The 24,772-nt window shown below is 67.9% G+C and carries 25 protein-coding genes and 1 tRNA gene; 19 read left to right on the top strand and 7 right to left on the bottom strand.

The genetic code is table 11. The features are described from left to right. Positions 1-10: 10 nt before the first annotated feature. Positions 11-1,192 carry an efflux RND transporter periplasmic adaptor subunit gene (locus tag Q0480_RS01570; protein WP_299129970.1) on the bottom strand — a complete coding sequence of 394 codons (1,182 nt, stop codon included), beginning with the start codon at positions 1,190-1,192 and terminating at the stop codon, positions 11-13. A gap of 238 nt (positions 1,193-1,430) precedes the next feature. On the opposite strand from Q0480_RS01570, the gene Q0480_RS01565 reads away from it, so the two are divergent. From Q0480_RS01565 to Q0480_RS01540, 6 genes are all read left to right on the top strand, one after another. Next, complete coding sequence (locus tag Q0480_RS01565) at positions 1,431-1,979, top strand: hypothetical protein (RefSeq protein ID WP_299129969.1); 549 nt, start codon at positions 1,431-1,433, stop codon at positions 1,977-1,979. 426 nt (positions 1,980-2,405) lie between these two features. Then, entirely contained in the window at positions 2,406-3,512 is a 1,107-nt protein-coding gene (locus Q0480_RS01560) for an ABC transporter substrate-binding protein (RefSeq protein ID WP_299129968.1), read from the top strand. Positions 3,513-3,565: 53 nt separating this feature from the next. Further along, positions 3,566-4,429, top strand: a complete 864-nt coding sequence (locus Q0480_RS01555; RefSeq protein ID WP_299129966.1) for an ABC transporter permease subunit — start codon at positions 3,566-3,568, stop codon at positions 4,427-4,429. After that, the gene (locus tag Q0480_RS01550) at positions 4,426-5,214 is read left to right on the top strand and encodes an ABC transporter permease (protein ID WP_299129964.1); all 789 of its coding nucleotides are present in this window, start codon (positions 4,426-4,428) and stop codon (positions 5,212-5,214) included. Before Q0480_RS01555 ends, Q0480_RS01550 begins: the two co-directional genes overlap by 4 nt. Before the next feature lie 2 nt (positions 5,215-5,216). After that, complete coding sequence (locus Q0480_RS01545; RefSeq protein WP_299129963.1) at positions 5,217-6,275, top strand: ABC transporter ATP-binding protein; 1,059 nt, start codon at positions 5,217-5,219, stop codon at positions 6,273-6,275. Positions 6,276-6,321: 46 nt separating this feature from the next. Next, entirely contained in the window at positions 6,322-7,266 is a 945-nt protein-coding gene (locus Q0480_RS01540; protein WP_299129961.1) for a hypothetical protein, read from the top strand. A gap of 24 nt (positions 7,267-7,290) precedes the next feature. Here the strand turns inward: Q0480_RS01540 and Q0480_RS01535 are convergent, their stop codons facing one another. Then, entirely contained in the window at positions 7,291-8,175 is an 885-nt protein-coding gene (locus Q0480_RS01535) for a branched-chain amino acid aminotransferase (protein WP_299129959.1), read from the bottom strand. 203 nt (positions 8,176-8,378) lie between these two features. Here Q0480_RS01535 and Q0480_RS01530 point away from each other — a divergent pair, with 203 nt between their 5' ends. The 5 genes from Q0480_RS01530 (at position 8,379) to Q0480_RS01510 (ending at position 12,900) form a co-directional block, all read left to right on the top strand. Then, on the top strand, positions 8,379-8,897 hold the full coding sequence (locus Q0480_RS01530; protein WP_299129957.1) for a MarR family transcriptional regulator: 519 nt from the start codon (positions 8,379-8,381) through the stop codon (positions 8,895-8,897). Beyond that, the gene (locus Q0480_RS01525; RefSeq protein ID WP_299129956.1) at positions 8,894-9,634 is read left to right on the top strand and encodes a response regulator; all 741 of its coding nucleotides are present in this window, start codon (positions 8,894-8,896) and stop codon (positions 9,632-9,634) included. The genes Q0480_RS01530 and Q0480_RS01525 overlap by 4 nt, the downstream gene beginning before the upstream one ends. A gap of 583 nt (positions 9,635-10,217) precedes the next feature. Further along, a complete protein-coding gene (gene tauA / locus Q0480_RS01520; protein WP_299129954.1) occupies positions 10,218-11,216 on the top strand; it encodes a taurine ABC transporter substrate-binding protein in 999 nt (332 codons plus the stop codon). 71 nt (positions 11,217-11,287) lie between these two features. Continuing rightward, entirely contained in the window at positions 11,288-12,061 is a 774-nt protein-coding gene (locus tag Q0480_RS01515) for an ATP-binding cassette domain-containing protein (protein ID WP_299129952.1), read from the top strand. Further along, entirely contained in the window at positions 12,058-12,900 is an 843-nt protein-coding gene (locus Q0480_RS01510) for an ABC transporter permease subunit (RefSeq protein WP_299129951.1), read from the top strand. Before Q0480_RS01515 ends, Q0480_RS01510 begins: the two co-directional genes overlap by 4 nt. 335 nt (positions 12,901-13,235) lie before the next feature. Here Q0480_RS01510 and Q0480_RS01505 read toward each other — a convergent pair. The 3 genes from Q0480_RS01505 to secA form a co-directional block, all read right to left on the bottom strand. After that, positions 13,236-13,319: transfer RNA gene (locus tag Q0480_RS01505), tRNA-Leu, on the bottom strand. Between the two features lie 376 nt (positions 13,320-13,695). Further along, positions 13,696-14,283 carry an HD domain-containing protein gene (locus Q0480_RS01500; RefSeq protein WP_299129950.1) on the bottom strand — a complete coding sequence of 196 codons (588 nt, stop codon included), beginning with the start codon at positions 14,281-14,283 and terminating at the stop codon, positions 13,696-13,698. Between the two features lie 10 nt (positions 14,284-14,293). Next, positions 14,294-17,065, bottom strand: a complete 2,772-nt coding sequence (gene secA / locus Q0480_RS01495) for a preprotein translocase subunit SecA (protein WP_299129948.1) — start codon at positions 17,063-17,065, stop codon at positions 14,294-14,296. A gap of 264 nt (positions 17,066-17,329) precedes the next feature. Here secA and Q0480_RS01490 point away from each other — a divergent pair, with 264 nt between their 5' ends. The 4 genes from Q0480_RS01490 (at position 17,330) to Q0480_RS01475 (ending at position 20,300) form a co-directional block, all read left to right on the top strand. After that, entirely contained in the window at positions 17,330-18,196 is an 867-nt protein-coding gene (locus tag Q0480_RS01490) for a peptidylprolyl isomerase (protein ID WP_299129947.1), read from the top strand. A gap of 18 nt (positions 18,197-18,214) precedes the next feature. After that, on the top strand, positions 18,215-19,525 hold the full coding sequence (gene argJ, locus Q0480_RS01485; protein ID WP_299129946.1) for a bifunctional glutamate N-acetyltransferase/amino-acid acetyltransferase ArgJ: 1,311 nt from the start codon (positions 18,215-18,217) through the stop codon (positions 19,523-19,525). A 13-nt stretch (positions 19,526-19,538) separates the two neighbouring features. Next, a complete protein-coding gene (locus Q0480_RS01480; RefSeq protein ID WP_299129944.1) occupies positions 19,539-19,937 on the top strand; it encodes a (deoxy)nucleoside triphosphate pyrophosphohydrolase in 399 nt (132 codons plus the stop codon). 159 nt (positions 19,938-20,096) lie between these two features. Further along, positions 20,097-20,300, top strand: coding sequence for a hypothetical protein (locus tag Q0480_RS01475; protein WP_299129943.1), 204 nt, complete (start codon positions 20,097-20,099; stop codon positions 20,298-20,300). 47 nt (positions 20,301-20,347) lie between these two features. Here Q0480_RS01475 and hemH read toward each other — a convergent pair whose 3' ends face one another. Continuing rightward, on the bottom strand, positions 20,348-21,418 hold the full coding sequence (gene hemH, locus Q0480_RS01470; protein WP_299129941.1) for a ferrochelatase: 1,071 nt from the start codon (positions 21,416-21,418) through the stop codon (positions 20,348-20,350). Positions 21,419-21,443: 25 nt separating this feature from the next. Beyond that, the gene (locus tag Q0480_RS01465; protein WP_299129939.1) at positions 21,444-22,283 is read right to left on the bottom strand and encodes a methyltransferase domain-containing protein; all 840 of its coding nucleotides are present in this window, start codon (positions 22,281-22,283) and stop codon (positions 21,444-21,446) included. Positions 22,284-22,329: 46 nt separating this feature from the next. On the opposite strand from Q0480_RS01465, the gene Q0480_RS01460 reads away from it, so the two are divergent. The 4 genes from Q0480_RS01460 to Q0480_RS01445 are packed head-to-tail and all read left to right on the top strand — an operon-like array spanning position 22,330 to position 24,641. Further along, positions 22,330-23,061, top strand: coding sequence for a ComF family protein (locus Q0480_RS01460; protein ID WP_299129938.1), 732 nt, complete (start codon positions 22,330-22,332; stop codon positions 23,059-23,061). 39 nt (positions 23,062-23,100) lie between these two features. Continuing rightward, positions 23,101-23,355 carry a glutaredoxin 3 gene (gene grxC / locus Q0480_RS01455; RefSeq protein ID WP_299129936.1) on the top strand — a complete coding sequence of 85 codons (255 nt, stop codon included), beginning with the start codon at positions 23,101-23,103 and terminating at the stop codon, positions 23,353-23,355. 3 nt (positions 23,356-23,358) lie between these two features. Then, entirely contained in the window at positions 23,359-24,195 is an 837-nt protein-coding gene (locus Q0480_RS01450) for a carbon-nitrogen hydrolase family protein (protein WP_299129935.1), read from the top strand. 23 nt (positions 24,196-24,218) lie between these two features. Then, positions 24,219-24,641: a MarR family transcriptional regulator gene (locus Q0480_RS01445; RefSeq protein ID WP_299129933.1), complete on the top strand. Its 423-nt coding sequence runs from the start codon at positions 24,219-24,221 to the stop codon at positions 24,639-24,641. Positions 24,642-24,772 lie beyond the last annotated feature (131 nt).

Genomic DNA, 24,772 nt, shown 5'->3' with positions numbered 1-24,772 from the left:
GCCGGCGCCCCTAGTCGATCGGCGTCGGGTTGGCGGTGGCGGGATTGACCGTATTGTCGATCCGCACCGGCACCCCGCCCGAGAGCCGGTTCTGGCCCGCCGTCACCACCACGTCTCCCGGCTTCAGGCCCTGGAGGATCTCGACCTGATTGCCCGACCGGCGGCCGATCCGCACGAAGACCTGTTCCACCTTCTGCTTGGCCTCGTCCCCCTCGCCCTCGGTGCGCACGACATAGACCGAGTCGCCATAGAGGTTCGAGCTCACCACCGTCTGCGGCAGCGAGATCACCCCCTCCTCCTTCGGCAACTCGACCCGCACGCGCAGGAACTGGCCCGGATTGACGCTGGCGTCGGGATTGTGCACGGCGGCGCGGATGGTGACGAGGCGGGTGTTCGGGTCGATCCTCGGTTCGATGGCGCTCACCTCGCCAGTCAGTTCGGTGGTGCCGACCTCGGAGGAGACGGTGACCGGCAAACCCATGGCGATCAGCCGGATCTGCTGTTCGGGCACCGAGAAATCGACGCGCATCGTGTCGAGATCCTGCAGCGTGGCATAGACGGTGCCCGGAACCACGTATTCGCCGACATCGATCTGAGGGATGCCGATGACGCCGGAGAACGGCGCCTCGAGGCTTTTCTGGTTCATGACCGCGGTGAGCTTGACCACCTCGGCCTGCGCGCTGGTCGCGGTCGCCTGCGCCTCGTCGACGTCGGTCGTGGCGGAGACGCCGCGCGCCTTCAGTGTCTCGGCGCGGGCGAGCTGGGTCTTGCTGAGGTTCAGCGTCGCGTTCGCGGCCTCGAGATCGGCGCGCTCGATGGCATCGTCGATCTGCACCAACCGCTGGTTCAGCTCGACCCGGTCGTTGGCGGCGAAGAGGATCTCCTTGACGATGCCGGCCGTCTCGACGCCGAGATTGACGCCCTGCGCCGCCCGCGCCGTGCCGATCGCCTCGATCCCGGGATACCAGGTCGAGGGTGCGACCTCGATGGTCGAGACCGTCACCGGATCGGGCTGGCGGCTGGCGAAGAAACCCTTGATCGCATTGGCCCGGAAGATGTTGAAGCCGACGATGCCGCCGACAACGATTACCAGGAGAATGATAGCTATTATCAGGCGCTTGATCATCGCTCGTCGTACCCCACCACCAGCCCCGTCCTCGCGCGTGCCGAACATCACATCGCGGTCGGTCATGCAAAGTCAATGTCGCGCATCGCGCGACCCGTATACCTGTGTCCCAAATCACCCGCTTCCGCGAGCGGCGAAATTCGCGAAACCAATGCGTTTCGCCTTCTTGCCGATTTTGACCGACCGGTCAAGTTGTCGTGTTCCCCGAAGGGCATGATGGCGGATCCGAGCCCGCCAACCCGCCGCGGCTTGTGGCGCCCGGCCGCCGCTTCTATGAACGCCGCGGCATCCAGAGGAGGAACAGATGCGCTTCAGGACTTTCTTGCTCGGCGCCGTCGCGGCGGTGGCGCTCACCGCCTGCGCCGAGTCACGCCCCGCCGTATCGGAAAATCTGGTAACCGCCAGCGCAGTGGTCGAATCGGTCGATCCCGCCACCCGGGAGGTCGTCCTCCGCGGCGATGACGGCCAGGTGGTCAGCGTGGTGGCCGGGCCCGAAGTGCGCAACCTCGCCCAGCTGGAAAAGGGTGACCACGTCACCTTCAATTTCTATGAATCGGTCTTTCTCAGCATGGCCGACCCCGACGCCCCGGCGGAGACCACGACGGTCGCCGCGGGCCGTGCGCCCGCGGGTTCGAAGCCGGGCGGCGCCGCCGTCGTGAACCGCGATGTCGTGGTGACCGTGCTGTCCTACAATCCCAAGAACGGTTTCGCGACCTTCCGCACACCCGACGGCGCCACCCACAACGCCACCGTTCCGCCGGAGTTGCGCAACTTCGCGGCCGCCCGGGCGCCGGGCTCGAAGGTCCGCGTCTCGCTGACGCAGGCCGTGGCGGTGTCGATCACCGAGGGTTGAGCACAGGAACCGCGGTTCCGCCCATATGCCGACCCCCGCGCCGAGGCGCGGGGGCAAGCCGGTCAGACCACGCCCTTTGGGTGCGGGATCGCCGCGCGTCCCGGATTGTTAACGAATGTTCCGCCACCGCGATATGGTTTCCGCGCCGGCCCGTCGCGATTTTCAACTTCTGCCGAAATCTTGTGCATCGGGTCAGCCGGCTGGCGCGCCGCGACTTGATCCGCCGGGGCTCATTCGCGCCGCGGTGGCATCGGCGCGGGGGCTGGCTCCGGGCACGGCGGGTTGTTAGCGCTAGCTGCGATCTTCTGTTGCCAGATTGTCAAAAAAGCCCGTTAACTTCAGCCGGTCGCGTCCGCGCCGCAACCTCGGCGGGCCGCGCCAAAAAGGACGGCCCAGCGGGGCGCGTCCAACAACAGGGGATCACTGATGCCGCATCTGAAATCCACAACCGCGCTGGTCGGCCTCGGACTCGTGCTCGCACTCTCTCAAACCGCGCGCGCGGAGCCATCGGAGGAGCTGATCGCCGCCGCCAAGGCCGAGGGCACGATCACGACCGTCGCGCTGCCGCACGACTGGTGCAACTACGGCGGGATGATCGCCGGGTTCAAGGCGAAGTACGGCCTGGAAGTCAACGAGCTCAATCCGGACGCCGGCTCGGCCGACGAGATCGAGGCGATCCGCGCCAACAAGGACAACAAGGGCCCGCAGGCTCCCGACGTGGTCGATATCGGCTATTCGTTCGGTCCGGCGGCGCAGAAGGAGGGCCTGTTGCAGCCCTACAAGGTCTCGACCTGGGACACGATCCCCGACGAAATCAAGGATCCCGACGGCCACTGGTACGGCGACTACTACGGCGTCATGTCGTTCATGGTGAACAACGACCTCGTGCCGGAACCGCCCGCCGACTGGGCGGACCTGCTGAAGCCCGAATTCGCGGGCAGCGTCGCGCTCTCGGGGGATCCGAAGGCCTCGAACCAGGCGATCAGCGCGGTGCACGCGGCAGGGCTCGCCACCGGCGCGGAGCCGGGCAAGGCGGCGGCCGACGCCGGTCTGAAGTTCTTCGCCGACCTCAACAAGGCCGGTAACTTCGTGCCCGTCACCGGCAAGGCCGGCACTCTGGCGCAGGGCGCGACGCCGATCGTCATCTACTGGGACTATAACGCGCTCACCGGCCGCGATACGCTGAAGGGCAACCCTCCGGTGACCGTCGTGATCCCGAAGAGCGGCGTAACCGCCGGCGTCTATGTGCAGGGCATCAGCGCCTATGCCCCGCATCCGAACGCCGCCAAGCTCTGGATGGAGTATCTCTATTCCGACGAGGGGCAGATCAAGTGGCTGGAGGGTTACTGCCACCCGATCCGTTTCAACGACCTGGCCGCGCGCGGCGTGATCCCGCAGGCGTTGCTCGACAAGCTGCCGCCGGCGGATGCCTACGAGGCGGCGATCTTCTCGACGCTCGAGCAGCAGGAAGCCATGTCGGCCGAGATCAAGGGCAACTGGGACGGCGTCGTCGGCGTAACCGTCCCCAACTGACCCGGACCGCGGCGGCGCCGGCGCCGCCGCGAGCCCCCCGCGAGGATCGCTGAATGGCGCAAGGCAAGGACGCGAAGGCTGCCTGGAACTGGCTCGGCGTCGTGCCGTTCCTGGCCTTCGCGCTACTGTTCCTGATCCTGCCGACAATGCAGATCGTGGTCGGCGCGTTCCGCGATCCGGAGGGCGCCTTCACGCTGCGCAACGTCGCCAACCTTTTCACGCCGGCGATCCTCGGTTCCTTCTGGATCTCGATCCGTATCAGCTTCGCCTCGGCTTTCCTCGGCTGCGTGATCGGATTCGCGGTCGCCTGGGCGGTGACGCTCGGCGCGCTGCCGCGCTGGTTGCGCGGGCCTGTGATGACCTTCTCGGGCGTCGCCTCGAACTTCGCCGGCGTGCCGCTCGCCTTCGCCTTTCTCGCCACGCTCGGGCGGCTCGGCCTGGTGACCGTGATGTTGCGCGATTGGTTCGGCATCAACCTCTTCGCGCTTGGCTTCAACCTGCTCTCCTTCTGGGGGCTGACGCTCACCTACCTCTTCTTCCAGATCCCGCTGATGATCCTGATCGTCACCCCCGCGCTCGACGGGCTGAAGCGCGAATGGCGCGAGGCCGCGCAAATCCTCGGCGCCTCGCAGTTCCAGTACTGGCGCATGGTGGCATTGCCGATTCTCTGGCCCACGCTGCTCGGCACACTGGCGTTGCTCTTTGCCAACGCCTTCGGCGCGGTGGCGACCGCCTATGCGCTGACCGGCTCGTCGCTCACCATCGTCCCGATCCTGCTCTTCGCCCAGATCCGCGGCGACGTGCTCGGCGACCCACATCTCGGCTACGCGCTCGCCTTCGGGATGATCGTGGTCACCGGCATCGGCAATGCGCTCTATATCTGGATGCGGGTTCGGGCGGAGCGCTGGATCAAATGAGCACCAACCGCTTCTGGGCCTGGCTCGCCCTCGCCTTCGGGATGATCTACTTCTTCGTGCCGCTGATCGCGACCGTCGAGTTCTCGCTCCGCATGCGGCGCGGGGTCTACAGCTTCGATGCCTACAGGGTTGTGCTCTCCGATCCGAACTTCCACGCCACCTTCGGCTATTCGGTGGTGATGGCGCTGCTGACCATCGGGATGGGGGTGATCCTGGTGGTGCCGACCGCCTACTGGGTGCGGCTGAAGCTGCCGCGCTGGCGGCCGATCATCGAGTTCATCACCCTGCTGCCACTGGTGATCCCGGCGATCGTCATCGTGTTCGGCTATGTCAGGATGTTCAATACCTCGTCGATCCTGCCACTGACCGGTACCGCGTCGGGGACAAATCTGCTGTTGATGCTGGGCTACACCACCTTGGCACTGCCTTACATGTATCGGGCGGTCGATACCGGCCTGCGTGCCATCGACGTGGCGACCCTGACCGAGGCGGCCCAGAGCCTCGGCGCCGGCTGGCTCACCATCATGACCCGGGTGATCCTGCCCAACGTGCTGGTCGCGGTGCTTTCGGGCGCCTTTCTCACCTTCGCCATCGTCATCGGCGAGTTTACCATGGCCGCGCTGCTCAACCGGCCGGCCTTCGGCCCGTACATGCAGTTGCTCGGCGCCAATCGGGCCTATGAGCCGGCGGCGCTCGCGGTGATCGCCTTCGCCATCACCTGGGCCTGCATGGGGCTGATCCAGCTCGTCACCCGATTTTCCAGACATACCCAGGCGGCGCGATAGGCATGGCATTCCTCGATCTCAGGCATCTGCAGAAGTTCTACGGCACCACCCACGTGGTCCGGGACTTCAACCTCGCGGTGGAGAAGGGCGAGTTCATCTCGTTCCTCGGCCCCTCGGGCTGCGGCAAGACCACGACGCTGCGCATGGTCGCGGGCTTCGAGACGCCGAGCGAGGGCTCGATCAGCATCGACGGCAAGGACGTGGTCAACCTGAAGCCGAACCAGCGCAACATCGGCATGGTCTTTCAGGCCTATGCGCTGTTTCCGAACATGACCGTGGCGCAGAACGTCGGCTTCGGCATGAAGATCGCCGGCCGGTCTCGGGCCGAGATCGACGCCCGCGTCGCCGAGATGCTCGGCATCATCAAGCTGCCCGAACTCGGCACGCGCTACCCGTTCCAGCTGTCCGGCGGCCAGCAGCAGCGCGTCGCCCTCGCTCGCGCGCTGGCTGGGCAGCCCAAGCTCCTGCTCCTCGACGAGCCGCTGTCGGCGCTCGACGCGAAGATCCGCGTCAGCCTGCGCGAGGAAATCCGCGCGATCCAGAAGAAGCTGGGCATCACCACGATCTACGTGACCCACGACCAGGAAGAGGCGCTGTCCATGTCGGACCGCATCGTCGTGATGAACAACGGGATCGCCGAGCAGATCGGCAATCCGTTCGAAATCTATTCCAAACCCGCGACCCGCTTCGTCGCAACCTTCGTCGGCCATCTGAACACGCTCGAGGCGCGGCTGACCGATCCTGCGACCGGCGCCTGCGAGATCGCCGGCCAGACCGTCGCCCTCGGCCAACCGGTCGAAGGGCCGGCGGGGCGCGCGGTGACCCTGTCGCTGCGGCCCGAGGCGATCTTGCTCGGCGCCCGCCCGGACAACGACGTGACGATCCGGGCGCCGGTGCGCGATGTCAGCTTTCTCGGCTCGGTGGTGCGGATCCGGGCCATGGTCGGCGCCGCGCCGATCAGCCTCGATATCTTCAACAACACGGCCAGCCGCCCCCCGGTCCCGGGCGAGGAGATCGAGATCAGCTTCTCCAGCCGCGACGCGCTCCTGACCGGCGACTGAGCAGCCGGGAACCCTCATCCTCCTCACCTGAAACGGAGATACCCCGGTGCAGCTTTTTCACTGGCACGCGCCGCGCGGCAATTTCGGCGACGACATGAACCAGTGGTTCTGGGACGACGTGCTGCCCGGCTGGCGCGACTGGGCGGCGCCGGGGCATCTGATCGGCGTCGGCTCGCTGCTGACCACCGGTCTCGCGCTGCCGGCCGGCGTCAAGATCGTCGCCGGCGCGGGCGCCGGCTATGGCCAGCCGCCGCCGATGGACCCGGCCGACTGGGACATCCGCTTCGTGCGCGGCCCGCGCACCGCCGCCGCGCTCGGCCTGCCGGCCACGGCCGCGCTCACCGACAGCGCGGTGATGACCGCCCGCCTGCCGCGGTTCGCCGAACGCGCCACCGGCGGCCAGACCCTTTTCGTGCCGCATTGGGAAAGCGACGTTCACCCGGACTATGATTGGTCGGCGATCTGCCGGTCGGCGGGCATCGGCTATCTCTCGCCCCGGGGCGACTCGCAGGAGGTGATCCGCGCCATCGCCGGCTCGCGCCTCGTGCTGGCGGAATCGCTGCACGCGGCGATCCTCGCCGACGCCTTTCGCGTGCCCTGGCGCCCGGTGCGCAGCGGGGTCGGCGGCTTCAAGATATTCAAATGGCTCGACTGGACCGACAGCATGGAGGTGCGGTTCGAGGCGCTGGAACTTTTCGCGCCGATCACCCGCCTCCGCGGCCTCGTCCGCCGCGGCGCCCCGGCGAAGGAAGTATCGGGCAAGGACGCCGCGGCGACCTTCGACCCCGAAGCCCCGCCCGTCGCCGACCGCCCGCCCCCGACACTCCGCGCCCGGGTCCGCGACAAGGTTCGGGCGGTGGTGGCGGCCCGTGAACTCGCCCGCGCCGCCCGCCTCACGCCGTTCCTCAGCGCCGATCGCGTGCTCGAGTCGCGCCTCGACCGGGGCGCCGAACTCCTGCGCGGCCTCGCCCGGGATTGCGGCGGCGCCTGATCGCGCCGCCGGCCGGTGGAAGGATCAGGCGCTGACCAGCTGCCCGCGCACCAGCTTCTCGTAGTCGTCGGCGATCCGCCGCGTCAGCTCGCCCACTTCGAACGTATAGTCGCCGATCGATCCGACCGGCGTCACCTCGGCGGCGGTGCCGGTCAACCAGCACTGCTCGAAATCCGCCATCTCCTCGGGGAGGATGTGCCGCTCCACCACCCTAACCCCACGCTCGCGCAGCATGGCGACCACCGTCTGTCGGGTGATGCCGTTGAGGAAGGCGTCGGGCAGCGGCGTATGCACCTCGTCGCCCTTCACGAAGAACACGTTGGCGCCGGTCGCCTCGGCCACGTAGCCGCGATAGTCCAGCATGATCGCGTCGGAGCAGCCCTTGGCCTCGGCGGCGTGCTTGGACATGGTGCAGATCATGTAGAGGCCGCTCGCCTTGGCGAAGGAGGGGATGGTCTCGGGGCTCGGCCGCTTCCATTTCGAGATGTCGAGCCTGGCGCCCTTCATCTTGGCGTCGCCATAGTAGGCGCCCCATTCCCAGACGGCGATCGCGAGATGCACCGGATTGCGCGCCGAGGCGACGCCCATGTCCTCGCCCGAGCCGCGCCAGATCAGCGCCCGGACATAGGCGTCGTCGAGGCCGCTCTTCTTCAGTGCGTCGTTTTTCGCCGCCTCGATCTCGTCGAAGGAGTAGGGATGCGGCATTTCGAGATAGTCGCAGGATTTCAGCAACCGCTCGGTATGTTCCGCGCTCTTGAAGATCACGCCGTTATAGGCCCGCTCGCCTTCGAAGACCGCGCTGGCATAATGCAGCGCATGGGTCAGGACGTGAACCTTGGCCTCGCGCCAGGGCACGAAGGCGCCGTCCATCCAGATGACTCCGTCGCGATTGTCATAGGCCCCAGCCATTTGTCCGATCCTTCGATTGCCTTCGGGCGCGCGATTCGTATCGCTATTGCCCTCTCATGTTTTCGATAGTTGCGCGCTAGAGATCCAAGGGGACAGTTTATTTCGCCCAACGGCCGCCGGGATACCATTTGGCGCTTGGAATGTCAACATGCCTGACATAAACTGCGCGCAACCGGGCACGCCCCGGAACAACGGAGGATCCCATGCCCCAGACCGGCTTCTCGGTGTCTCCGAACCGGGGAGAGCAGCTTCTGTTCCTCACCGACGAGCAGCTGCGCCAGGGCATCGAGCTCATGTTCTTCGCCTATCGCGGCTTCACCGCCGATCCCGACCGCATCCTCGAGGAACGGGCCTACGGCCGGGCGCATCACCGCGCGATCCATTTCATCAATCGCCGTCCCGGCCTGACGGTCAACGAGCTGCTCGACATCCTGCGCGTGACGAAACAGAGCCTGAACCGCGTGCTGCGCCAGCTGGTCGATGACCGTCTCGTGCAGGCGCGGGTCGGGCGCGACGACCGTCGCCAGCGCAATCTCTTCCTGACCGAGGCCGGGCGTCAGCTGGAGCAGGAACTTTCCGCCGCCCAGCGCCGGCGCATGCGCGGCGCCTTCTCAAGCGCCGGCCCCGAAGCGGTACACGGCTTTCGCAAGGTCCTGGAGCAGATGATCGACGCGGAGCTGCGCGACCATGTGTTGCGCTCGCTGGAAACCTCGCGCCCATGAACGATTCCCGGGCGAACGATCCCCGGGCGGAGCCCGCCCCCGCCGCGTTCGCCCATGTGCTCGTCGTCGATGACGATGCGCGGATCCGCGATCTGCTGCGCAAATTCCTGATCCGGAGCGGTTTCATGGTGACGGTGGCGCGCGACGCGGCCCATGCCCGCGGACTGCTCGAAGGGCTGGAGTTCGACATGATCGTGCTCGACGTGATGATGCCGGGCGAGGACGGGCTGACGCTGACCGCCGCGCTGCGCGAGCATTTGTCGACGCCAATCCTGCTCCTGACCGCGCGCGGCGACGCCGACGACCGGATCCGGGGCCTCGAGGCGGGCGCCGACGACTATCTGCCGAAGCCGTTCGAGCCGCGGGAACTCCTCCTGAGGATCAACGCCATCCTGCGCCGGGTGCCAAAACCGGCGCCGAAGTCGGAACCGCCGAAGACGCTGCATCTCGGCGAGGTGCGCTACGATCTGACGCGCGGCGAGCTCTGGCGCGGGCGCGAGCCGATCCGGCTGACCGCGACCGAGGCGATGCTGATGCGCATCTTCGCCGCCCACGCGCACGAGCCGGTTACGCGTATCGAGCTGGTCGAAAATCTTGGCGGCGGCGACGCCCAGTCGCAGGAACGAGCCGTCGATGTCCAGATCACCCGCCTCCGCCGCAAGATCGAGATCGACCCCAGGGCGCCGCGCTACCTGCAGACCGTCCGCGGCTCCGGATACATGCTCGCCCCCGACTAGGGCGAAAGCCGCCCCGGCAGAACCGGGCCGTCCGTTCCGGAATATTGATCTGTCGCAAGATCCTGACCACCAGACGATCCCGTCCGGTCGGATATTGCTCCGGTGTGTCCGCCGGGACGGATGAGTCCGGTCGGGGTTTCCCGGCGGCGTTGATGCATGGCGGCCGCCGGCATGCGCGCAGGAATATCCCTCAGCCTTGTCGAGACCGACCGTCAAGCGGGTTCGGAGCGCTCGCTCTGGACCGCCACACGCCGCGGAAACACGCCCGGCGCGCCCGGATCGCGCCGCTGAGCGCCGATGGCGCCGGCGTGAGCCGCGGAATGTCGCGAACGCCGGCGGCCAACGCGCGAGGAGAGGATTTGATCCGTCATCGGGCGCTTGCGAAGCACACGATGCTCCAAACGCCGGATCGAACAGTGCGCGGATTTCATTGACTATTTCCCATTCACCCCGCAGGTTTGAGGTCGAGGAGCTGACCATGCGCAACCAAAAGCCAATCAATCGATGTCGCCTCCAAGGCGGACCCCACGCGGCGGCGTAGGCCGCGACGACTCCCCTTAGTTCAGTTCCAGAAAGAACCGACATGAAACGACTGCTCACATTCGGAGCGGCGCTGATCGCGCTTGCCCTGCCGGCCGCCGGCTTCGCCGATGACCTCAAGCTCACCATCGGCTACCAGACGGTGGTCGAACCTTCCAAGGTGCCCCAGGCCGCCGGAACCTACGAGGCCGCGACGGGTGCCACCATCGACTGGCGCAAGTTCGACAGCGGCGCCGATGTAATCGCCGCGATCGCTTCCGGCGCGCTGGACATCGGCTATGTCGGATCGAGTCCGCTCGCGGCGGCGGCGAGCCGGGAGCTGCCGATCGAGACGATCTACATCGTCGGACTGATCGGCGAGTCCGAGGCGCTGGTCGCCCGCGACGGCAGCGGCGTCGCGAGCGTAGCCGACCTCGTCGGCAAGAAGGTCGCGGTGCCTTTCGTCTCGACGACGCACTACAGCCTGCTCGCCGCCCTGCGGCACGAGGGCGTCGATCCCGCCAAGGTCGAGATCCTGAATCTGCGCCCGCCGGAGATCGCGGCCGCCTGGGAGCGCGGCGACATCGACGCGGCCTATATCTGGGACCCGGCCCTTGGCCAGATCCGCGAGAGCGGCGAGGTGATCCTTGACTCCGCTCAGGTGGCCGAATGGGGCGCACCGACATTCGACGCCTGGATCGTACGCAAGGATTTCGCCGAAGCGCACCCCGACGCCGTGCGCGGCTTCGTCAAGGTGACCGGCGATACCTACGCCAGTTTCCTCGCCAATCCGGCCGCCTGGAACGCCAGCTCCGACCAGGCCAGGGAGATCGCGCGGCTGACCGGCGCCAAGGTCGAGGATGTGCCCACGCTGCTCAAGGGATATGTCTTCCCGCCGCTGGCTGACCAGGCGTCCGACGCATATCTCGGCGGGGCCACGGTCACGGCGATCGCGGCGACCTCGGAGTTTCTGAAGGAGCAGGGGCGCATCGAGGCCGCGCTCGGCGATTACAGCGCCTATGTCTCCGCCGACTACGTCATCGACGCCGCGAAGGTGAACTAGGCGGCTTTCCCTCCCACGCTTTCCCGGTCCGAACGCGGGCCGGGACTTTTCTTGTTTCGAGAATCAACATCATGGCCAGACTCGCACTCACCGACATCACCATCCGCTACGACGGCGCCTCCGAACCCGCTGTGGCCGGGGCCTCGCTCTTGATTTCGACCGGGGACTTCGTCGTGCTGACCGGCCGCTCCGGCTGCGGCAAGACCTCGCTGCTGAACGTCGCCGCGGGATTCGCGCCGTGGACGGAAGGAAGCGCGACCATCGATGGCCGGCCGATAGCCGGTCCCGACGCCGACCGCGCGGTTGTGCTGCAGAGCGGGGCGCTGTTCCCTTGGCTCAGCGTGGCGGAGAACGTCGCCTTCGCGCTCAAGGTGCGCGGCGTGCCAAAGGCCGAACGCCGGGCGCGCGCCGACGCGTTGCTCGCGCAGGTCAAGCTCGGCGATCTGGGCGACAAGTCGATCTGGGAGTTGTCGGGCGGCATGCGCCAGCGCCTCGGTCTCGCCCGGGCGCTGGCCGCCGAGCCGAGCTTCCTGCTGATGGACGAACCCCTGGGCGCGCTCGACGCGCTGACCCGTGAGCAGATGCAGACCTTGCTGCTCGACATCTGGGTGGCGAGCCCGATCGGCGTGTTGATGGTCACGCACGGCATCGACGAGGCACTGCTGCTCGGCACCCGCGTCGTGGTGATGGCGCCGAGGCCCGGCCGTATCGTCCGGGTGTTCGAGACCGGCTTCGCCCGCCGCTACCGTGCCGGCGAGTCGGTGCGCGACATCAAGGCCGCGCCCGAATTCGCCGAGGCCCGCGCCGAGCTCGGCGCCTCCATCCTCGAAGGAGAACCCGCATGAGTGGATCGCAGACCAATGTCGGCACGGACTGGGCGAGCGATGCGCCACGGCCGTCCGCCGAGCGCGAGGGCTCGTTCTGGAGCGTGCGGCGCATCAGCCTGCTGACCATCCTCGCCATTCTGCTTGCCTGGGCGACCGCGACCGAGTTGCGCCTCGTGTCGCCGGTCTTCCTGCCCTCGCCGCTGGCGGTGGCGACGAAGTTCGTGTCGGTCGCCCGCGACGGATATGCCGACGCGACGCTGCTCGAACATCTGGCCGCGAGCCTGAAGCGGGTGTTCGCCGCCCTCGTGGCGTCGGTCGCCGTCGGCGTCCCGGTCGGCCTTGCCATCGGCATGTCGCCGGTCGGGCGGGGGATCTTCGACCCTCTGCTGGAATTCCTGCGACCGATCCCTCCGCTCGCCTACCTGCCGCTGATCATAATCTGGTGCGGCATCGGCGAGCCATCCAAGGTGCTGGTGATCGGCATTGCAATGCTGGCGCCGATCGCGCTCTCCACCGCCGCCGGGGTGCGCGGCGTCAGCCGCGACCGGATCAACGCCGCCCGCGCGCTGGGGGCCTCGCCGGGTCAGGTCATTCGCTTCGTTGTCCTGCCGAGCGCCCTGCCCTCGATCCTCACCGGCCTGCGCATCGCGCTCGGGACCGGCTGGACCACGCTGGTCGCGGCGGAACTGATCGCGGCGAACCAGGGGCTCGGCTTCATGATCCAGTCGGCGGCGAACTTCCTCGTCACCGAGGTGGTGATCCTCGGCATCCTGATCATCGCCGCGATCGCCTTCGTGCTCGAGTTCACCGTGCGCCGCGTCGAGGCGGTCTTTGTCCCCTGGGCTGGCCGGGAGTGACCAGCGCCGCCTCTGCGATCGCGTCCGGCTGGTTGGCGGATTGCCCCCCGCGGCCGCGACTCCTCTCCGTGCGAGGCCGGCGATCGGCGCCGGCCCGTCGGTTTCGCGGCATTCCGCCCGACGATGGAACTCGCTTGACCGGCGAGGCATCGCAGTCTGGAGGTGATGTCGGGAAGGGCGGGCGCAGGCGCGTCACCGTCAATGTTCGGCTCGCACCGCCCGAGGCCGTCGCCGTTCCACCGTGCGACGGTTTCGGCACGTTCGAGGACCCGCCCGGCGATGGTTGATGTGTCCGCGACCCGTGGTTCCGAGGCGCCTCCGATGAGGGAGGGAAATGGTGCGGGCGGTCGGACTCGAACCGACACGTATTGCTACGGCGGATTTTGAATCCGCTGCGTCTACCATTCCGCCACGCCCGCGACGGCTCCACTCAGCCGAGGTTCGACGCGAATTCTATAGGATAGTCCCGGACCGAATACCAGCGTCCGACCTGTTCGCCGACGATGGCATGACCCCGGCTCCATCCATCGCCGCCGGAGAGATATGCCTATCCGCGGGGCGCCATGACAACCGAGCTTTCCAGCGCGACCGGACCCTTCACCCGACGACCCTCACGCCGAACGACAAGACCCGCGTCACCCCGGTCGCCGCGGAATTCGCTGTCCGAGGTCACCGGACCCACCTTCGGCCATAATGATCCCGGCCCGCCCGACAGCGACCTTGTCCTCAACTTCGCACACCGAGGCGAGCCGTTCGGTGGGCGGATCGAGGATTGTTTCGTCCTTGAATGAACGGTCAGCGGCGGCCGCGCAGGCGGGCCAGCCGCTCGGTCTCGGCATCGACCGGTGCCCGCAGCGCGGCGATCAGCGGATGCGCGTCGGTATGGGTCCGACCGTAGTCGAGATTGAATTCATAGTCGAAATCCGGCGGATTGGCCCCCTGGGTATGCTGGAGCACCGTCTCCAGCCGGTCGAGCCCCTTGGCCAGCCGTGCCTCCGGCGTCGCCGCGGCGTTATATTCGTCCCAGAGCGCCAGCAGCCGCGCCCGTCCGGCGTCGGGCAGCGGCGCCAGCAGGCGCAGAAAATCGGCCCGCTCGTCGGCGGTCTTGTCGGTGCCCTGTTCCGGCGCCGGAATGTCGCCGCCGATCGCCTCGCCGAGGTCATGCAGGATGAGGAGCCGCAGGAGCCGGCCGACATCCACACCCGGCAACGCATCCTCGAGCGTCAGCGCCATCAGGCAGAGCCGCCACGTGTGTTCGGCGGTGCTCTCGGGCCGCCCCCGCGCGGTGTGGCCGCTGCGCAGGGTGTCCTTCAGCGCCTCGGCGGCCCGGAAGAACGCGAGATAGGCCGCGATCTCGGGCTCCGCCTCACCGCGTCCCGTCATGACGTTCCCGTCAGACCCGGCCGTGGCAGTGCTTGTATTTCTTGCCGGAACCGCAAGGACAGGGATCGTTGCGCCCGCTGCGCGCCCAGGTGGCGGGATCGTCGGATTCGACGGCCACTCCCGCCGGCGTTGCCAGACCGGCCGGCGCGGGCGCCGGGCCGGCGGCGGCCAGCGCCGGTTCGCGCGCGGGCGCGTTGAAGGCCGCCTCCGCGGCGTCGGCGGCGGCGAGATTGACGGACTGGGCGGCCTGCGCCCGGGCCTGCATCTCGGCGATCATCGCCTGCTGCTCCTCCTGGGTCATCACCTGGACATGAGCGAGCATGCGGGTGACTTCGAGGCGCAGCTTGTTCAGCAGCCCCTCGAACAGCTGGAAGGCCTCGGACTTGTATTCGTTCAGCGGGTCGCGCTGGGCATAGCCGCGAAAGCCGACCACGCTGCGCAGATGCTCCAGCGTGACGAGATGCTCGCGCCAGTTCTGATCGATGGTCTGCAGCAGCACCTGCTTCTCGATGGCGCGCATGGTCTCGGCGCCATAGCGGGCGAGCTTCTCGGCCATCTTGGCGTCGGTCTCGGCGGTCAGGCGCTCCCGGATATTCTCGTCATCGACGCCCTCCTCGTCGGCCCAGGCGACGATCGGCAGTTCGAGGTTGAAGACATGCGCCACCCGCTCGGCCAGCCCCTCGACGTTCCACTGGTCGGCATAGGCGCGGGCCGGAACATGCTCGGTCACCAGATCCTCGACCACCTGGTGGCGCATGTCGTCCACCACCTCGGACAGGTCCTGGTTCTCCATGATCTCGCGGCGCTGGGCAAAGATCGCCTTGCGCTGGTCGTTCATCACGTCGTCGAACTTCAGCAGGTTCTTGCGGATGTCGAAGTTGCGCGCCTCGACCTTGCCCTGCGCCTTCTCGAGCGCCTTGTTCACCCAGGGATGGATGATCGCCTCGCCTTCCTTCATGCCGAGCTTGCCGAGCATGGAATCGAGCCGCTCGGACCCGAAGATCCGCATGAGATCGTCCTCGAGGCTGAGGTAGAAATTCGTCCGGCCCGGGTCGCCCTGGCGGCCGGAGCGGCCGCGCAGCTGGTTGTCGATGCGCCGGCTCTCGTGCCGCTCGGTCGCGAGCACATAGAGCCCGCCGGCGGCCAGCGCCTGTTCCTTGCGCGTCGCGACCTCGGTCTCGACCCGCTCGCGGATCGCGGCGGGATCGGCGCCGGCCTCGTCCTTCTCCAGCGCGTCGATCACATGCATCTCGACATTGCCGCCGAGCTGGATGTCGGTACCGCGCCCCGCCATGTTGGTCGCGATCGTCACCGCGCCGGGTACGCCCGCCTCGGCGATGATGCGGGCTTCCTGCTCGTGATAGCGGGCGTTCAGAACATTGTGCGGCACGCCGGCCTGCTTCAGGAGACCGGACAGCATCTCGGACTTCTCGATCGAGGTGGTGCCGACGAGGATCGGCTGACCCGCCTCATGGGCGCGGCCGATCTCCTCGACGATCGCGGCATATTTCTCGGCCGAGGTGCGGAACACCTGGTCGTCATGGTCGGCGCGGGCGATCGGCTTGTTGGTCGGGATCTCGACCACCCCGAGCTTGTAGATCTCGAAGAATTCCTCGGCCTCGGTCGCCGCCGTGCCGGTCATGCCGGCCAGCTTCTCGTAGAGGCGGAAATAGTTCTGGAAGGTGACGCTCGCCAGCGTGACGTTCTCGGGCCGGATCTGCACCCTCTCCTTGGCCTCGATGGCCTGGTGCAGCCCTTCGCTCAACCGCCGGCCGGTCATCATGCGGCCGGTGAACTCGTCGATCAGCATGACTTCGCCGTCGCGGACAATATAGTCCTTGTCGCGCTTGAAGAGCACATGCGCGCGCAGGGCCTGGGTCACGTGATGGACGAGGGTGGTGCTCTCGGGGTCGTAGAGCGAATCCTCGGGTTTCAAGAGATCGAGCTCACGCAGCCGCCGCTCGAGATATTCGTTGCCGTCCTCGGTCAGCGTCGCGCTGCGCTGCTTCTCGTCGAGATCGTAGTGCTCGGCGGTCAGTTCGGGGATCAGCTTGTCGATGGTGACATAGAGATCGGACCGGTCCTGGCTCGGGCCGGAAATGATGAGCGGAGTGCGCGCCTCGTCGATCAGGATCGAATCGACCTCGTCGACGATAGCGAAATAGTGATCACGCTGCAGGACCTGGGACAGCTCCGACTTCATGTTGTCGCGCAGATAGTCGAAGCCGAGTTCGTTGTTGGTGGCATAGGTCACGTCGGCGTCGTAGGCGACCTTCTTGTCGGTCTCCGACATGCCGGGGACGACCACGCCGACAGTGAGGCCGAGCGAGTGATAGACCTTGGCCATCCATTCCGCGTCGCGCCGGGCGAGATAGTCGTTGACCGTGACGACATGCACGCCGCGACCGGCCAGCGCGTTGAGATAGACCGGCAGCGTCGCCATCAGCGTCTTGCCCTCGCCGGTCTTCATCTCCGAGATATTGCCCTGATGCAGGAATATGCCGCCGACGAGCTGCACGTCGAAAGGACGCAGGCCGAGCGCCCGCCGCGCGGCTTCGCGAGCGTTTGCAAAGGCTTCCGGCAGCAGGTCGTCCAGCGTCTCGCCCTTGTGCGCGAGACGGTCGCGGAATTCCTGGGTCTTGTCGCGGATGCCCGCGTCGCTCAGGGCGCGGAAATCCGGCTCGAGCGCGTTGATCCGCTCGACCATCGGGCGCGTGGCCTTGACCCTGCGGTCGTTCGGCGTTCCGAAGACCTTCTTGGCAATGGTGCCCAATCCCAGCATCGGCCTGTCGTCCCCAAATACCGACGGCGCGGCACAGATTCCGCGCCCCGCCGCCTCGTCCCAGCCCACCGAAATGTCATGACGGGGGCGCTTGTTCACCGGCGCCGAACGGTCTAAGCCTGCGCCCTGCGCGAACGGCCGATCTCGACCGGCTAGGGATGTAAGCGGCGCGCTCGCGGCTGTCAACGGCGCCCCGATCCGGGGTCATCGCCACGAAATTCATACGCCGCCCGCTTCGTATGGGCGCGAACAGGAGAACAAGACATGCGCCGCCTTCTCATCGCCGGGCTTCTGGCGGGCACCGCGCTCGTGCCTCCAATGTCGGCCTTCGCCGCGGATCCGGCCGTCTACGATGCCTCCACCGTCGTCGCCACCGTCAATGGCACCCCGATCACGCTCGGCAATGTCATCGCGATGCGCGACCAGCTACCTGAACAGTACCAGAACCTGCCGGACGAGACACTGATGACCGGCATCGTGCAGCAGCTGGTCGATCAGGCGCTTCTGGCCGAGACGGTCTCGGCCTCGCCCGACAGCGATCCCCTCGCGGTGAAGCTCATGCTGGAGAACGAGCGGCGCGGCGCGCTCGCCGGCCGCGTGGCGGAAGCGACCATGGCCGAGCCGGTGGACGCCGCCGCCGTGCAGGCCGCCTATGACAAGCAGGTCGCCGACTTCCAGCCGAAGCCGGAATACGACGCCTCGCACATCCTCGTCGCAACCGAGGACGCGGCGAAGAAGCTGTTCGACGAGATCAAGGGTGGGGCGGATTTCGCCGAGCTCGCCAAGGCCAACTCCACCGATGGCTCGGCCCAGTCGGGTGGTGAACTTGGCTGGTTCTCCGCCGGCCAGATGGTGCCGGAATTCGAGACGGCCGTCGTCGCGTTGGAGCCGGGCGCGGTCGCCGGGCCGATCCAGACCCAGTTCGGCTGGCATATCGTCAAGCTCAACGCCAAGCGCGAGTCCGCGCCGCCGCCGCTCGACCAGGTGAAGCCGCAGATCGAGGCGCAGTTGCATCAGGAGGCGCTGCAGGCCAAGCTCGAAACGCTGCGCGGTGGCGCCAAGATCGAGATGAGCGCCGAGGCGGTCCCCGCGACCGCGATCCGCGAAAGCGATCTCGTCAACAAAGAGTAAGCTGGCGGCGGGGCGGCGATGGGCAAGAACAAGAAGAAGCGCAAGTCCGGCAAGTCGGAGGTCGCGCCGGTCAAGGCGAAGCCGTCGATCTCGCCGCTCGCCCCCGCCGGAGGCTTTCCCGAACTGCCGGTGATCGACGGTGTGCGCTTCGCCGCCGCCGAGGCCGGGGTGCGCTACAAGGGCCGGCTCGACGTGATGCTGGCCGAGATCGCCCCGGGCGCCGCGATCGCCGGAGTTTTCACCCGTTCCGCCACACGCTCCGCGCCGGTGCTCTGGTGCGAGGAGAAGCTCGCCGCCCTGCGCGCCGGCGGGGGCGGCGGCGGCTTTGCCATCGTGGCGAATTCCGGCAATTCCAACGCTTTCACCGGCGCGGTCGGCCGCGACGCGGTGCGCGTGACGGTGGATGCCACCGCCGCTGCGCTGGGCGTGCCGGCCGATCATGTCTTCGTCGCCTCGACCGGCGTGATCGGCGAACCGCTCCCGGCCGAGCGTATCGCCGTGAAGCTGGCCGAGCTGCGCGACCGGCTGGAGCCAGGCGCCGCCGCGCTGGCCGCGCGGGCGATCATGACCACCGACACTTTCCCCAAGGGCGCCACCGCCCGAGTGGAGATCGACGGGGTTCCGGTCTCGATCGCCGGCTTCGCCAAAGGATCGGGCATGATCGCCCCCGACATGGCGACGATGCTGGTCTTCATCTTCACCGACGCCGCCATCGCGGCCGAGCCCCTGCGCGAGATGGTCGCGGGCCTGAACGAGACGACTTTCAACTGCATCACCGTCGATGGCGACACCTCGACCTCGGACACGCTGGTGCTGGCGGCGACCGGGCGCGCGCCGATGGCCCGGATCGAGCGGCTGGACGATCCGCGGGCCGAGGTGTTCCGCGCCGCGCTGGGCGGCGTGATGCGCGACCTCGCGCTGCAGGTGGTGCGGGATGGCGAGGGCGCGACGAAACTTGTCACCATCGAGGTTACCGGCGCCGAGAGCGACGTCGCCGCGCGGCGGGTCGGCCTGTCGATCGCCAATTCACCGCTGGTAAAGACCGCCGTCGCCGGCGAGGATCCGAACTGGGGCCGCGTCGTCATGGCGGTGGGCAAGTCCGGCGAGAAGGCCGAGCGCGACCGTCTCTCGATCCGGTTCGGCGATATCCTCGTGGCGGAAAACGGCTGGGTCTCGCCCGGCTATGCCGAGGCGGCGGGCGCCGCCTACATGAAACAGGCCGAACTGGTGATCGGCGTCGATCTCGGAATCGATGACGGCGCCGCGACGGTCTGGACCTGCGACCTGACGCATCGCTATATCGAGATCAACGCGGACTATCGCTCGTGAGAGCGGAGCCGGCGTGAAGCTGGTCTTGGTCGCGGCCGTCGCGCTGGTCGATCCCGACGGGCGCGTCCTGATCGCCCAGCGGGCGGAGGGGCGGGCGATGGCGGGCCTCTGGGAGTTTCCCGGTGGCAAGATCGAAGCCGGCGAAACCCCCGAGGCCGCCCTGATTCGCGAGCTCGAGGAGGAGCTCGGGATCGATACCTGGGCGAGTTGCCTCGCGCCGCTGACCTTCGCCAGCCACGCCTATGATGACTTTCACCTGCTGATGCCGCTCTTTGTCTGCCGGCGGTGGCAGGGCACTCCGCGGCCGCGCGAACACCAGGCGCTTCGGTGGGTGCGCGCGGCCGATCTGGTGCGTTTTGCGATGCCCCCGGCCGATCTGCCGCTCATCCCCGTGCTGCGCGATCTGCTATAGGCGCGGGAATTCCACTGTCGCCGTGCAACCACAGGCTTAAGGTGCCTTTTCGGATGTTGCACTTTCGACTTGGTTTCGCGAAATAATCGTGACACACAATCGACGCGCGGTTAACCTTTGGGAAAAAGCGGGACGGTGTCCCCAAATAGGGTGGAAGCGATGACGTTCCAGACAATTCAGGTGTCAAGCTGTCTCTCGATCCAGGGGGAATTCGTCGAGGCGCTGGCCAGTGGCGAGGTTGTGGTGCGCGATGGTCGCTCGATCTATCGGGGGCAGCCGATCCGCTGCGCCACGGGTGACATTTCGACGGTGACGACGCGTCCGCGCGATATCGTGGCTCCGCGGGCGCGCGAACACGTCTGAGCGCGAATCTCGCGCCGCCGCCGCGGTCGGGCACTGACCCGATCGGCCTAGACCCATCCGGCAAGTTCACGGCCCAGGATCGACATCATCATGTCGATATGGGCCGTGTCTTCGTTCAGGCAGGGAACATAGACGAACTCCTCGCCGCCGGCCGCTTCGAAGGCATGACGGATTTCGCCGTTGATCTCCTCCAGCGTCTCGACGCAATCGGACGAGAAGGCCGGTGCCATCACCGCGATTCGCTTCTTGCCCGCCCGAGCCAGTCGCGCCACTTCCTCGACGGTATAGGGCTTCAGCCATTCCTCCGGCCCGAAGCGCGACTGGAAGGTGACGACGACCTCTCCCTCGGCGAACCCGAGCCGGTCGTGGAGCAGGCGCGTCGTCTTGCGGCACTGGCAATGATAGGGATCGCCCTCGGCCAGATAGCGCTCCGGCATGCCGTGATAGCTTGTCACCAGCAGGTCGGGGCGACGGTCGAGCCCGGCGTAGATCCGCTCCACCGATTGCGCCAGCGCCTCGATATAGAGCGGATCATCGTGATAGGCGGGAACCGTGCGGAGGCTCGGCTGCCATTTCATCGCCATCAGCGTCCGAAACGCTTCGTCATTGGCCGTCGCCGTGGTCGGCGCGGAATATTGCGGATAGAGCGGAAAAAAGACGATCCGCTCGCAGCCCCGTTCCCGCAGCCCGGTGATGACCGAGGCGGTCGAGGGATTGCCGTACCGCATGGCGAAATCGACCAGAACCCGGTCGCCATAGGCCGCGCGCGCCCGCTCCGCCACCGCCGCCGCCTGGCCGCGGGTGGTGATGAGCAGCGGGCTTTCGTCTTGCTCGGTGTTCCAGATGCTCGCGTAGTTCCTGCCGGAAGTGAACGGCCGCCTGGTCAGGATCACGAGCTGGAGCAGCGGCTGCCAGAATAGCGGCGAATAGTCGATGACCCGCCGGTCGGACAGAAATTCGCTCAGATAACGGCGCATCGACCAGTAGTTCGTCGCATCCGGCGTCCCGAGATTCGACAGCACAACGCCGACCCGGGCCGGCGACAGCTTCGGATGCTCGAGGCCGGAGAAGGCCGGGCGGGCCGCGTCCGGGGTGGTCTGGAACGGTGCTGAATCCATGGCTTGTCCCTGCAAATCGCGGCCGTCAGCCGCCCGGTTCCTCGCCGGCGTTTCGTTGGGGGACGCCGAGGGCGTCGGCGAGGCGGACACGGGCCGATCCGGGCCGCAGTGGTTTCTGTTGTTGCGGCGCGGGCGCCCAGCCGGTCAGCACCACCACCTCGAAGGTCGCCGGCAGCCGCCCGTCCGGCAGGGCGAACCGCTCGGCATAGAGCGCGGCGGCGCGGGCGAAGACGGCGCGCGGAGTCGGCCGGCGCAGACGGTCGACCATCACGCCGGTCTCGCCCATCGCCCGGAGGTCGCGCATCAGGCGGAAGGGATCGGGATAGGTCACGTCGAAGCGCAATCCGTCCGCCACCGGCAGCGCGAGGCCCGCCCGCTGCAACAGCCCGCCAAGCTCGCGGATCTCGCCCATCGGCGCCACTCGCGGGCTGAGCCCGCCGAGGACATCGATCTCGGCATGGGACAGTGCCTCGCGCAATTCGCGCAAGGTCTCGCCGGCGAAGAGCGCGCCGAGAAACAGTCCGTCGGGCCTGAGCGCCCGCCGCGCCTGCGCGATCTGGCCCACCGGGTCATTGGCCCAATGCAGCGCCAACGCATGGATCACGAGGTCATGCGCCTCGGGTTCGAGATCGAGAATCTCGCGGTCTGGCACCAGCCGCGCCCCGGCGAGGTCGAGCGCCTCGGCCCAGAGCGCGCCGCGCGGTCCGATGATCGCGGGGGCGCGAAAGCTTCGGTTAACCTCTTTCAGCCTCTCTGAAAGCTCCTCGGCCACGGCGCGACGCAGGAAATCCTCGGGCATGCGCTCGGCCCGCGCCCGGCGGCGGGCGAGAAGGTCGGGGTCGAACAGGATGGGCGGCGGCGGCATGGCGGATCCTCACCGCCGGACATAGATCGGGAAGGCGGGCATTGCCATGCTGGAAGCGCTGAAAACCACGCTGATCAACGTGATCTATCCGCCGCGCTGCCTCGCCTGCGCCGAGCCGACGGACGCGCCCGGCGGCCTTTGCCCCGGCTGCTGGCGGGAGACGCATTTCATCCACGGCACGACCTGCGCCAAATGCGGCACGCCGCTGATCGGCGAGGAGGCGGGGCCGGCCGATCTCTGCGAAGGCTGCCAGCGGCATCCGCCCGCCTGGGACCGGGGTCGCGCCGCCGTGCTCTATCGCGGGGCGGCGCGCAAGGTGATCCTCGGGCTGAAGCACGGCGACCGGCTCGACATGGTGAAGCCCCTCGCCGGATGGATGGCGACCGCGGGGCGCCCGCTGCTGGCCGAGACCGACCTGATCGCCCCGGTGCCGCTGCATTGGCGCCGCCTGCTGCGGCGGCGCTACAACCAGTCGGCCGAGCTCGCCCGCCGGCTCGCGGCGCTGTCGGGCAAGCCGGCGGTCGTCGACCTGCTGACCCGCCGTCGCTTCACCACGCCGCAGGAGGGGATGAACCGCGAGACCCGCCTTCGCAACCAGGCCGGCGCCTTCCTCGTCACGCCGCGACGGGTGGAGGCGGTGCGCGGCAAGGCGGTGCTGCTCATCGACGACGTGCTCACCTCCGGCGCGACCCTCTCGGCCTGCGCCGACACCTTGCGCGCTCCCGGCGCGGCCCGCGTCGATGTCCTCGTCCTCGCACGCGTTGCTTTCGAGGACTAGCCGCCTATAGTCGCGGGGGCCCTACCAACGGAAACCCGCATGACGCCGATCACGCTCTACACCACCCCCACCTGCGGCTATTGCGCGGCTGCGAAACGCCTGCTCACCGGCAAGGGCGCGAGTTTCCAGGAGATCAACGTGGCTGGCGACCCCGTCCGCCGCGCCGAGATGGAGCGGATGTCCGGCCGGCATACCGTGCCGCAGATCTTCATTGGCGAGCGGCATGTCGGCGGCTGCGACGATCTCTACGCGCTCGACCACGCCGGTCAGCTCGACCCGCTGCTGGCGGGCTAGGGCGTGCGGGCCGCGCTGGTCCAGCTCTGCTCCGGGGACGATCCGGACGCCAACCTGCCGGTGACCGAGCGCCTGATCCGTGAGGCGGTGGCGGGCGGTGCGATGCTGGTCGCGACACCGGAAGTGAGCAATATCGTCTCTTCGAGCCGAGCGCGGCAGAACGCGGTCCTGCGTCTCGAAGCGGACGACCCGACCCTTGCCCGGTTGCGCGCGGTCGCGGCCGAGCTCGGCATCTGGCTGGTGATCGGCAGCCTCGCGCTCAAGACCGGCGACGCGGACGGACGCTTCGCCAACCGCTCGTTCCTGATCGGGCCGGACGGCGCCATCATCGCGCGCTACGACAAGATCCACATGTTCGATGTCGAACTGGCGGGTGGCGAAACCTACCGTGAGTCCGCGGGATTTCGTCCCGGCGCGCAAGCGGTGGTGGCCGACGGGCCGGCGCGGATCGGGCTCAGCGTCTGCTACGACATGCGCTTCGCCCAGCTCTATCGCGATCTCGCCCAGGCCGGGGCGGAGATCCTGACAGTCCCCGCCGCCTTCACCGTGCCGACCGGGCAGGCGCATTGGCACACGCTGCTGCGCGCCCGGGCGATCGAAACCGGCTGCTTCGTGCTCGCCCCCGCGCAGACCGGCACGCATCCAGCGACGGAGGGCAAGCCGCGGCGGACCTATGGCCACAGCCTCGCCGTCGCACCCTGGGGCGAGGTTCTGGCCGACGCCGGCGAGGATGTCGGCGTGACGCTGGTCGATCTCGATCTCGCGGCGGTGGCGCGGGCGCGGGCGATGGTGCCCTCGCTCGGCCACGACAGGCCCTACGCGGCGCCAGAACGATCGTGAGCATTCCCGAGCGCGATCCTCTGATGATCGTCTTCTTCAGCGAGATCGTGATGATCGAGCAACTCGCCCGGACACGCCTGTCGCGGGCGCTGCCGAAGGGGATGGAGCTGTCGCATTTCATGGTGCTGAACCATTTCGCCCGTCTCGGCGGCGAGAAGACCCCGGCGCAGCTGGCCCGGATCTTCCATGTCAGCAAGGGCGCGATCAGCAACACCGTCGCCCGGCTCGACGCCGCCGGCTATATCCATGTCCGTCCTGACTGGGAGGATGCGCGGCGCAAATGGATCGGCATCAGCCCGGCCGGTCAGGCGGCGCGCGACCGGGCGGTGGATGCGATGGGGCCGGTCTTCGACGACCTGCTGGAGGAACTCGGCGCCCGCCGCCTGCGCGAGGCGCTGCCGACCCTGCGCGCGATTCGCGGCGTGCTCGGCGCGGACGATGCGTGAGTCGGGGCGGGGCAATCGCATCCACGCTTGAGGTTCGCCGTATCCTCGCGGATTTCCCGCGGACGCGTCTTGCCGGCCTGCCAGTGGCAGGTCGCGGCGGACGCGCGCCCGGAGGAAACCTCCGGAGGGCG

It is taken from the genome of uncultured Amaricoccus sp. (assembly GCF_937891315.1).
Classification (GTDB): domain Bacteria; phylum Pseudomonadota; class Alphaproteobacteria; order Rhodobacterales; family Rhodobacteraceae; genus Amaricoccus.
The sequence above is the reverse complement of the archived record's forward strand: the minus strand, read 5'-3'. Positions and strand labels throughout refer to the sequence as shown.

What these genes read in the sequence shown, in the direction of transcription:
- Q0480_RS01555 (WP_299129966.1), top strand. Translation starts at nt 3,566, where the DNA reads ATGGCGCAAGGCAAGGACGCGAAGGCTGCCTGGAACTGGCTCGGCGTC.
- Q0480_RS01515 (WP_299129952.1), top strand. Translation starts at nt 11,288, where the DNA reads ATGGCCAGACTCGCACTCACCGACATCACCATCCGCTACGACGGCGCC.
- Q0480_RS01525 (WP_299129956.1), top strand. Translation starts at nt 8,894, where the DNA reads ATGAACGATTCCCGGGCGAACGATCCCCGGGCGGAGCCCGCCCCCGCC.
- Q0480_RS01545 (WP_299129963.1), top strand. Translation starts at nt 5,217, where the DNA reads ATGGCATTCCTCGATCTCAGGCATCTGCAGAAGTTCTACGGCACCACC.
- Q0480_RS01460 (WP_299129938.1), top strand. Translation starts at nt 22,330, where the DNA reads ATGCTGGAAGCGCTGAAAACCACGCTGATCAACGTGATCTATCCGCCG.
- Q0480_RS01445 (WP_299129933.1), top strand. Translation starts at nt 24,219, where the DNA reads ATGATCGTCTTCTTCAGCGAGATCGTGATGATCGAGCAACTCGCCCGG.
- argJ (WP_299129946.1), top strand. Translation starts at nt 18,215, where the DNA reads ATGGGCAAGAACAAGAAGAAGCGCAAGTCCGGCAAGTCGGAGGTCGCG.
- Q0480_RS01500 (WP_299129950.1), bottom strand. Translation starts at nt 14,283, where the DNA reads ATGACGGGACGCGGTGAGGCGGAGCCCGAGATCGCGGCCTATCTCGCG.
- Q0480_RS01465 (WP_299129939.1), bottom strand. Translation starts at nt 22,283, where the DNA reads ATGCCGCCGCCGCCCATCCTGTTCGACCCCGACCTTCTCGCCCGCCGC.
- Q0480_RS01565 (WP_299129969.1), top strand. Translation starts at nt 1,431, where the DNA reads ATGCGCTTCAGGACTTTCTTGCTCGGCGCCGTCGCGGCGGTGGCGCTC.
- Q0480_RS01475 (WP_299129943.1), top strand. Translation starts at nt 20,097, where the DNA reads ATGACGTTCCAGACAATTCAGGTGTCAAGCTGTCTCTCGATCCAGGGG.
- tauA (WP_299129954.1), top strand. Translation starts at nt 10,218, where the DNA reads ATGAAACGACTGCTCACATTCGGAGCGGCGCTGATCGCGCTTGCCCTG.
- hemH (WP_299129941.1), bottom strand. Translation starts at nt 21,418, where the DNA reads ATGGATTCAGCACCGTTCCAGACCACCCCGGACGCGGCCCGCCCGGCC.
- Q0480_RS01570 (WP_299129970.1), bottom strand. Translation starts at nt 1,192, where the DNA reads ATGACCGACCGCGATGTGATGTTCGGCACGCGCGAGGACGGGGCTGGT.
- Q0480_RS01510 (WP_299129951.1), top strand. Translation starts at nt 12,058, where the DNA reads ATGAGTGGATCGCAGACCAATGTCGGCACGGACTGGGCGAGCGATGCG.
- secA (WP_299129948.1), bottom strand. Translation starts at nt 17,065, where the DNA reads ATGCTGGGATTGGGCACCATTGCCAAGAAGGTCTTCGGAACGCCGAAC.
- Q0480_RS01560 (WP_299129968.1), top strand. Translation starts at nt 2,406, where the DNA reads ATGCCGCATCTGAAATCCACAACCGCGCTGGTCGGCCTCGGACTCGTG.
- Q0480_RS01530 (WP_299129957.1), top strand. Translation starts at nt 8,379, where the DNA reads ATGCCCCAGACCGGCTTCTCGGTGTCTCCGAACCGGGGAGAGCAGCTT.
- Q0480_RS01535 (WP_299129959.1), bottom strand. Translation starts at nt 8,175, where the DNA reads ATGGCTGGGGCCTATGACAATCGCGACGGAGTCATCTGGATGGACGGC.
- grxC (WP_299129936.1), top strand. Translation starts at nt 23,101, where the DNA reads ATGACGCCGATCACGCTCTACACCACCCCCACCTGCGGCTATTGCGCG.
- Q0480_RS01550 (WP_299129964.1), top strand. Translation starts at nt 4,426, where the DNA reads ATGAGCACCAACCGCTTCTGGGCCTGGCTCGCCCTCGCCTTCGGGATG.
- Q0480_RS01490 (WP_299129947.1), top strand. Translation starts at nt 17,330, where the DNA reads ATGCGCCGCCTTCTCATCGCCGGGCTTCTGGCGGGCACCGCGCTCGTG.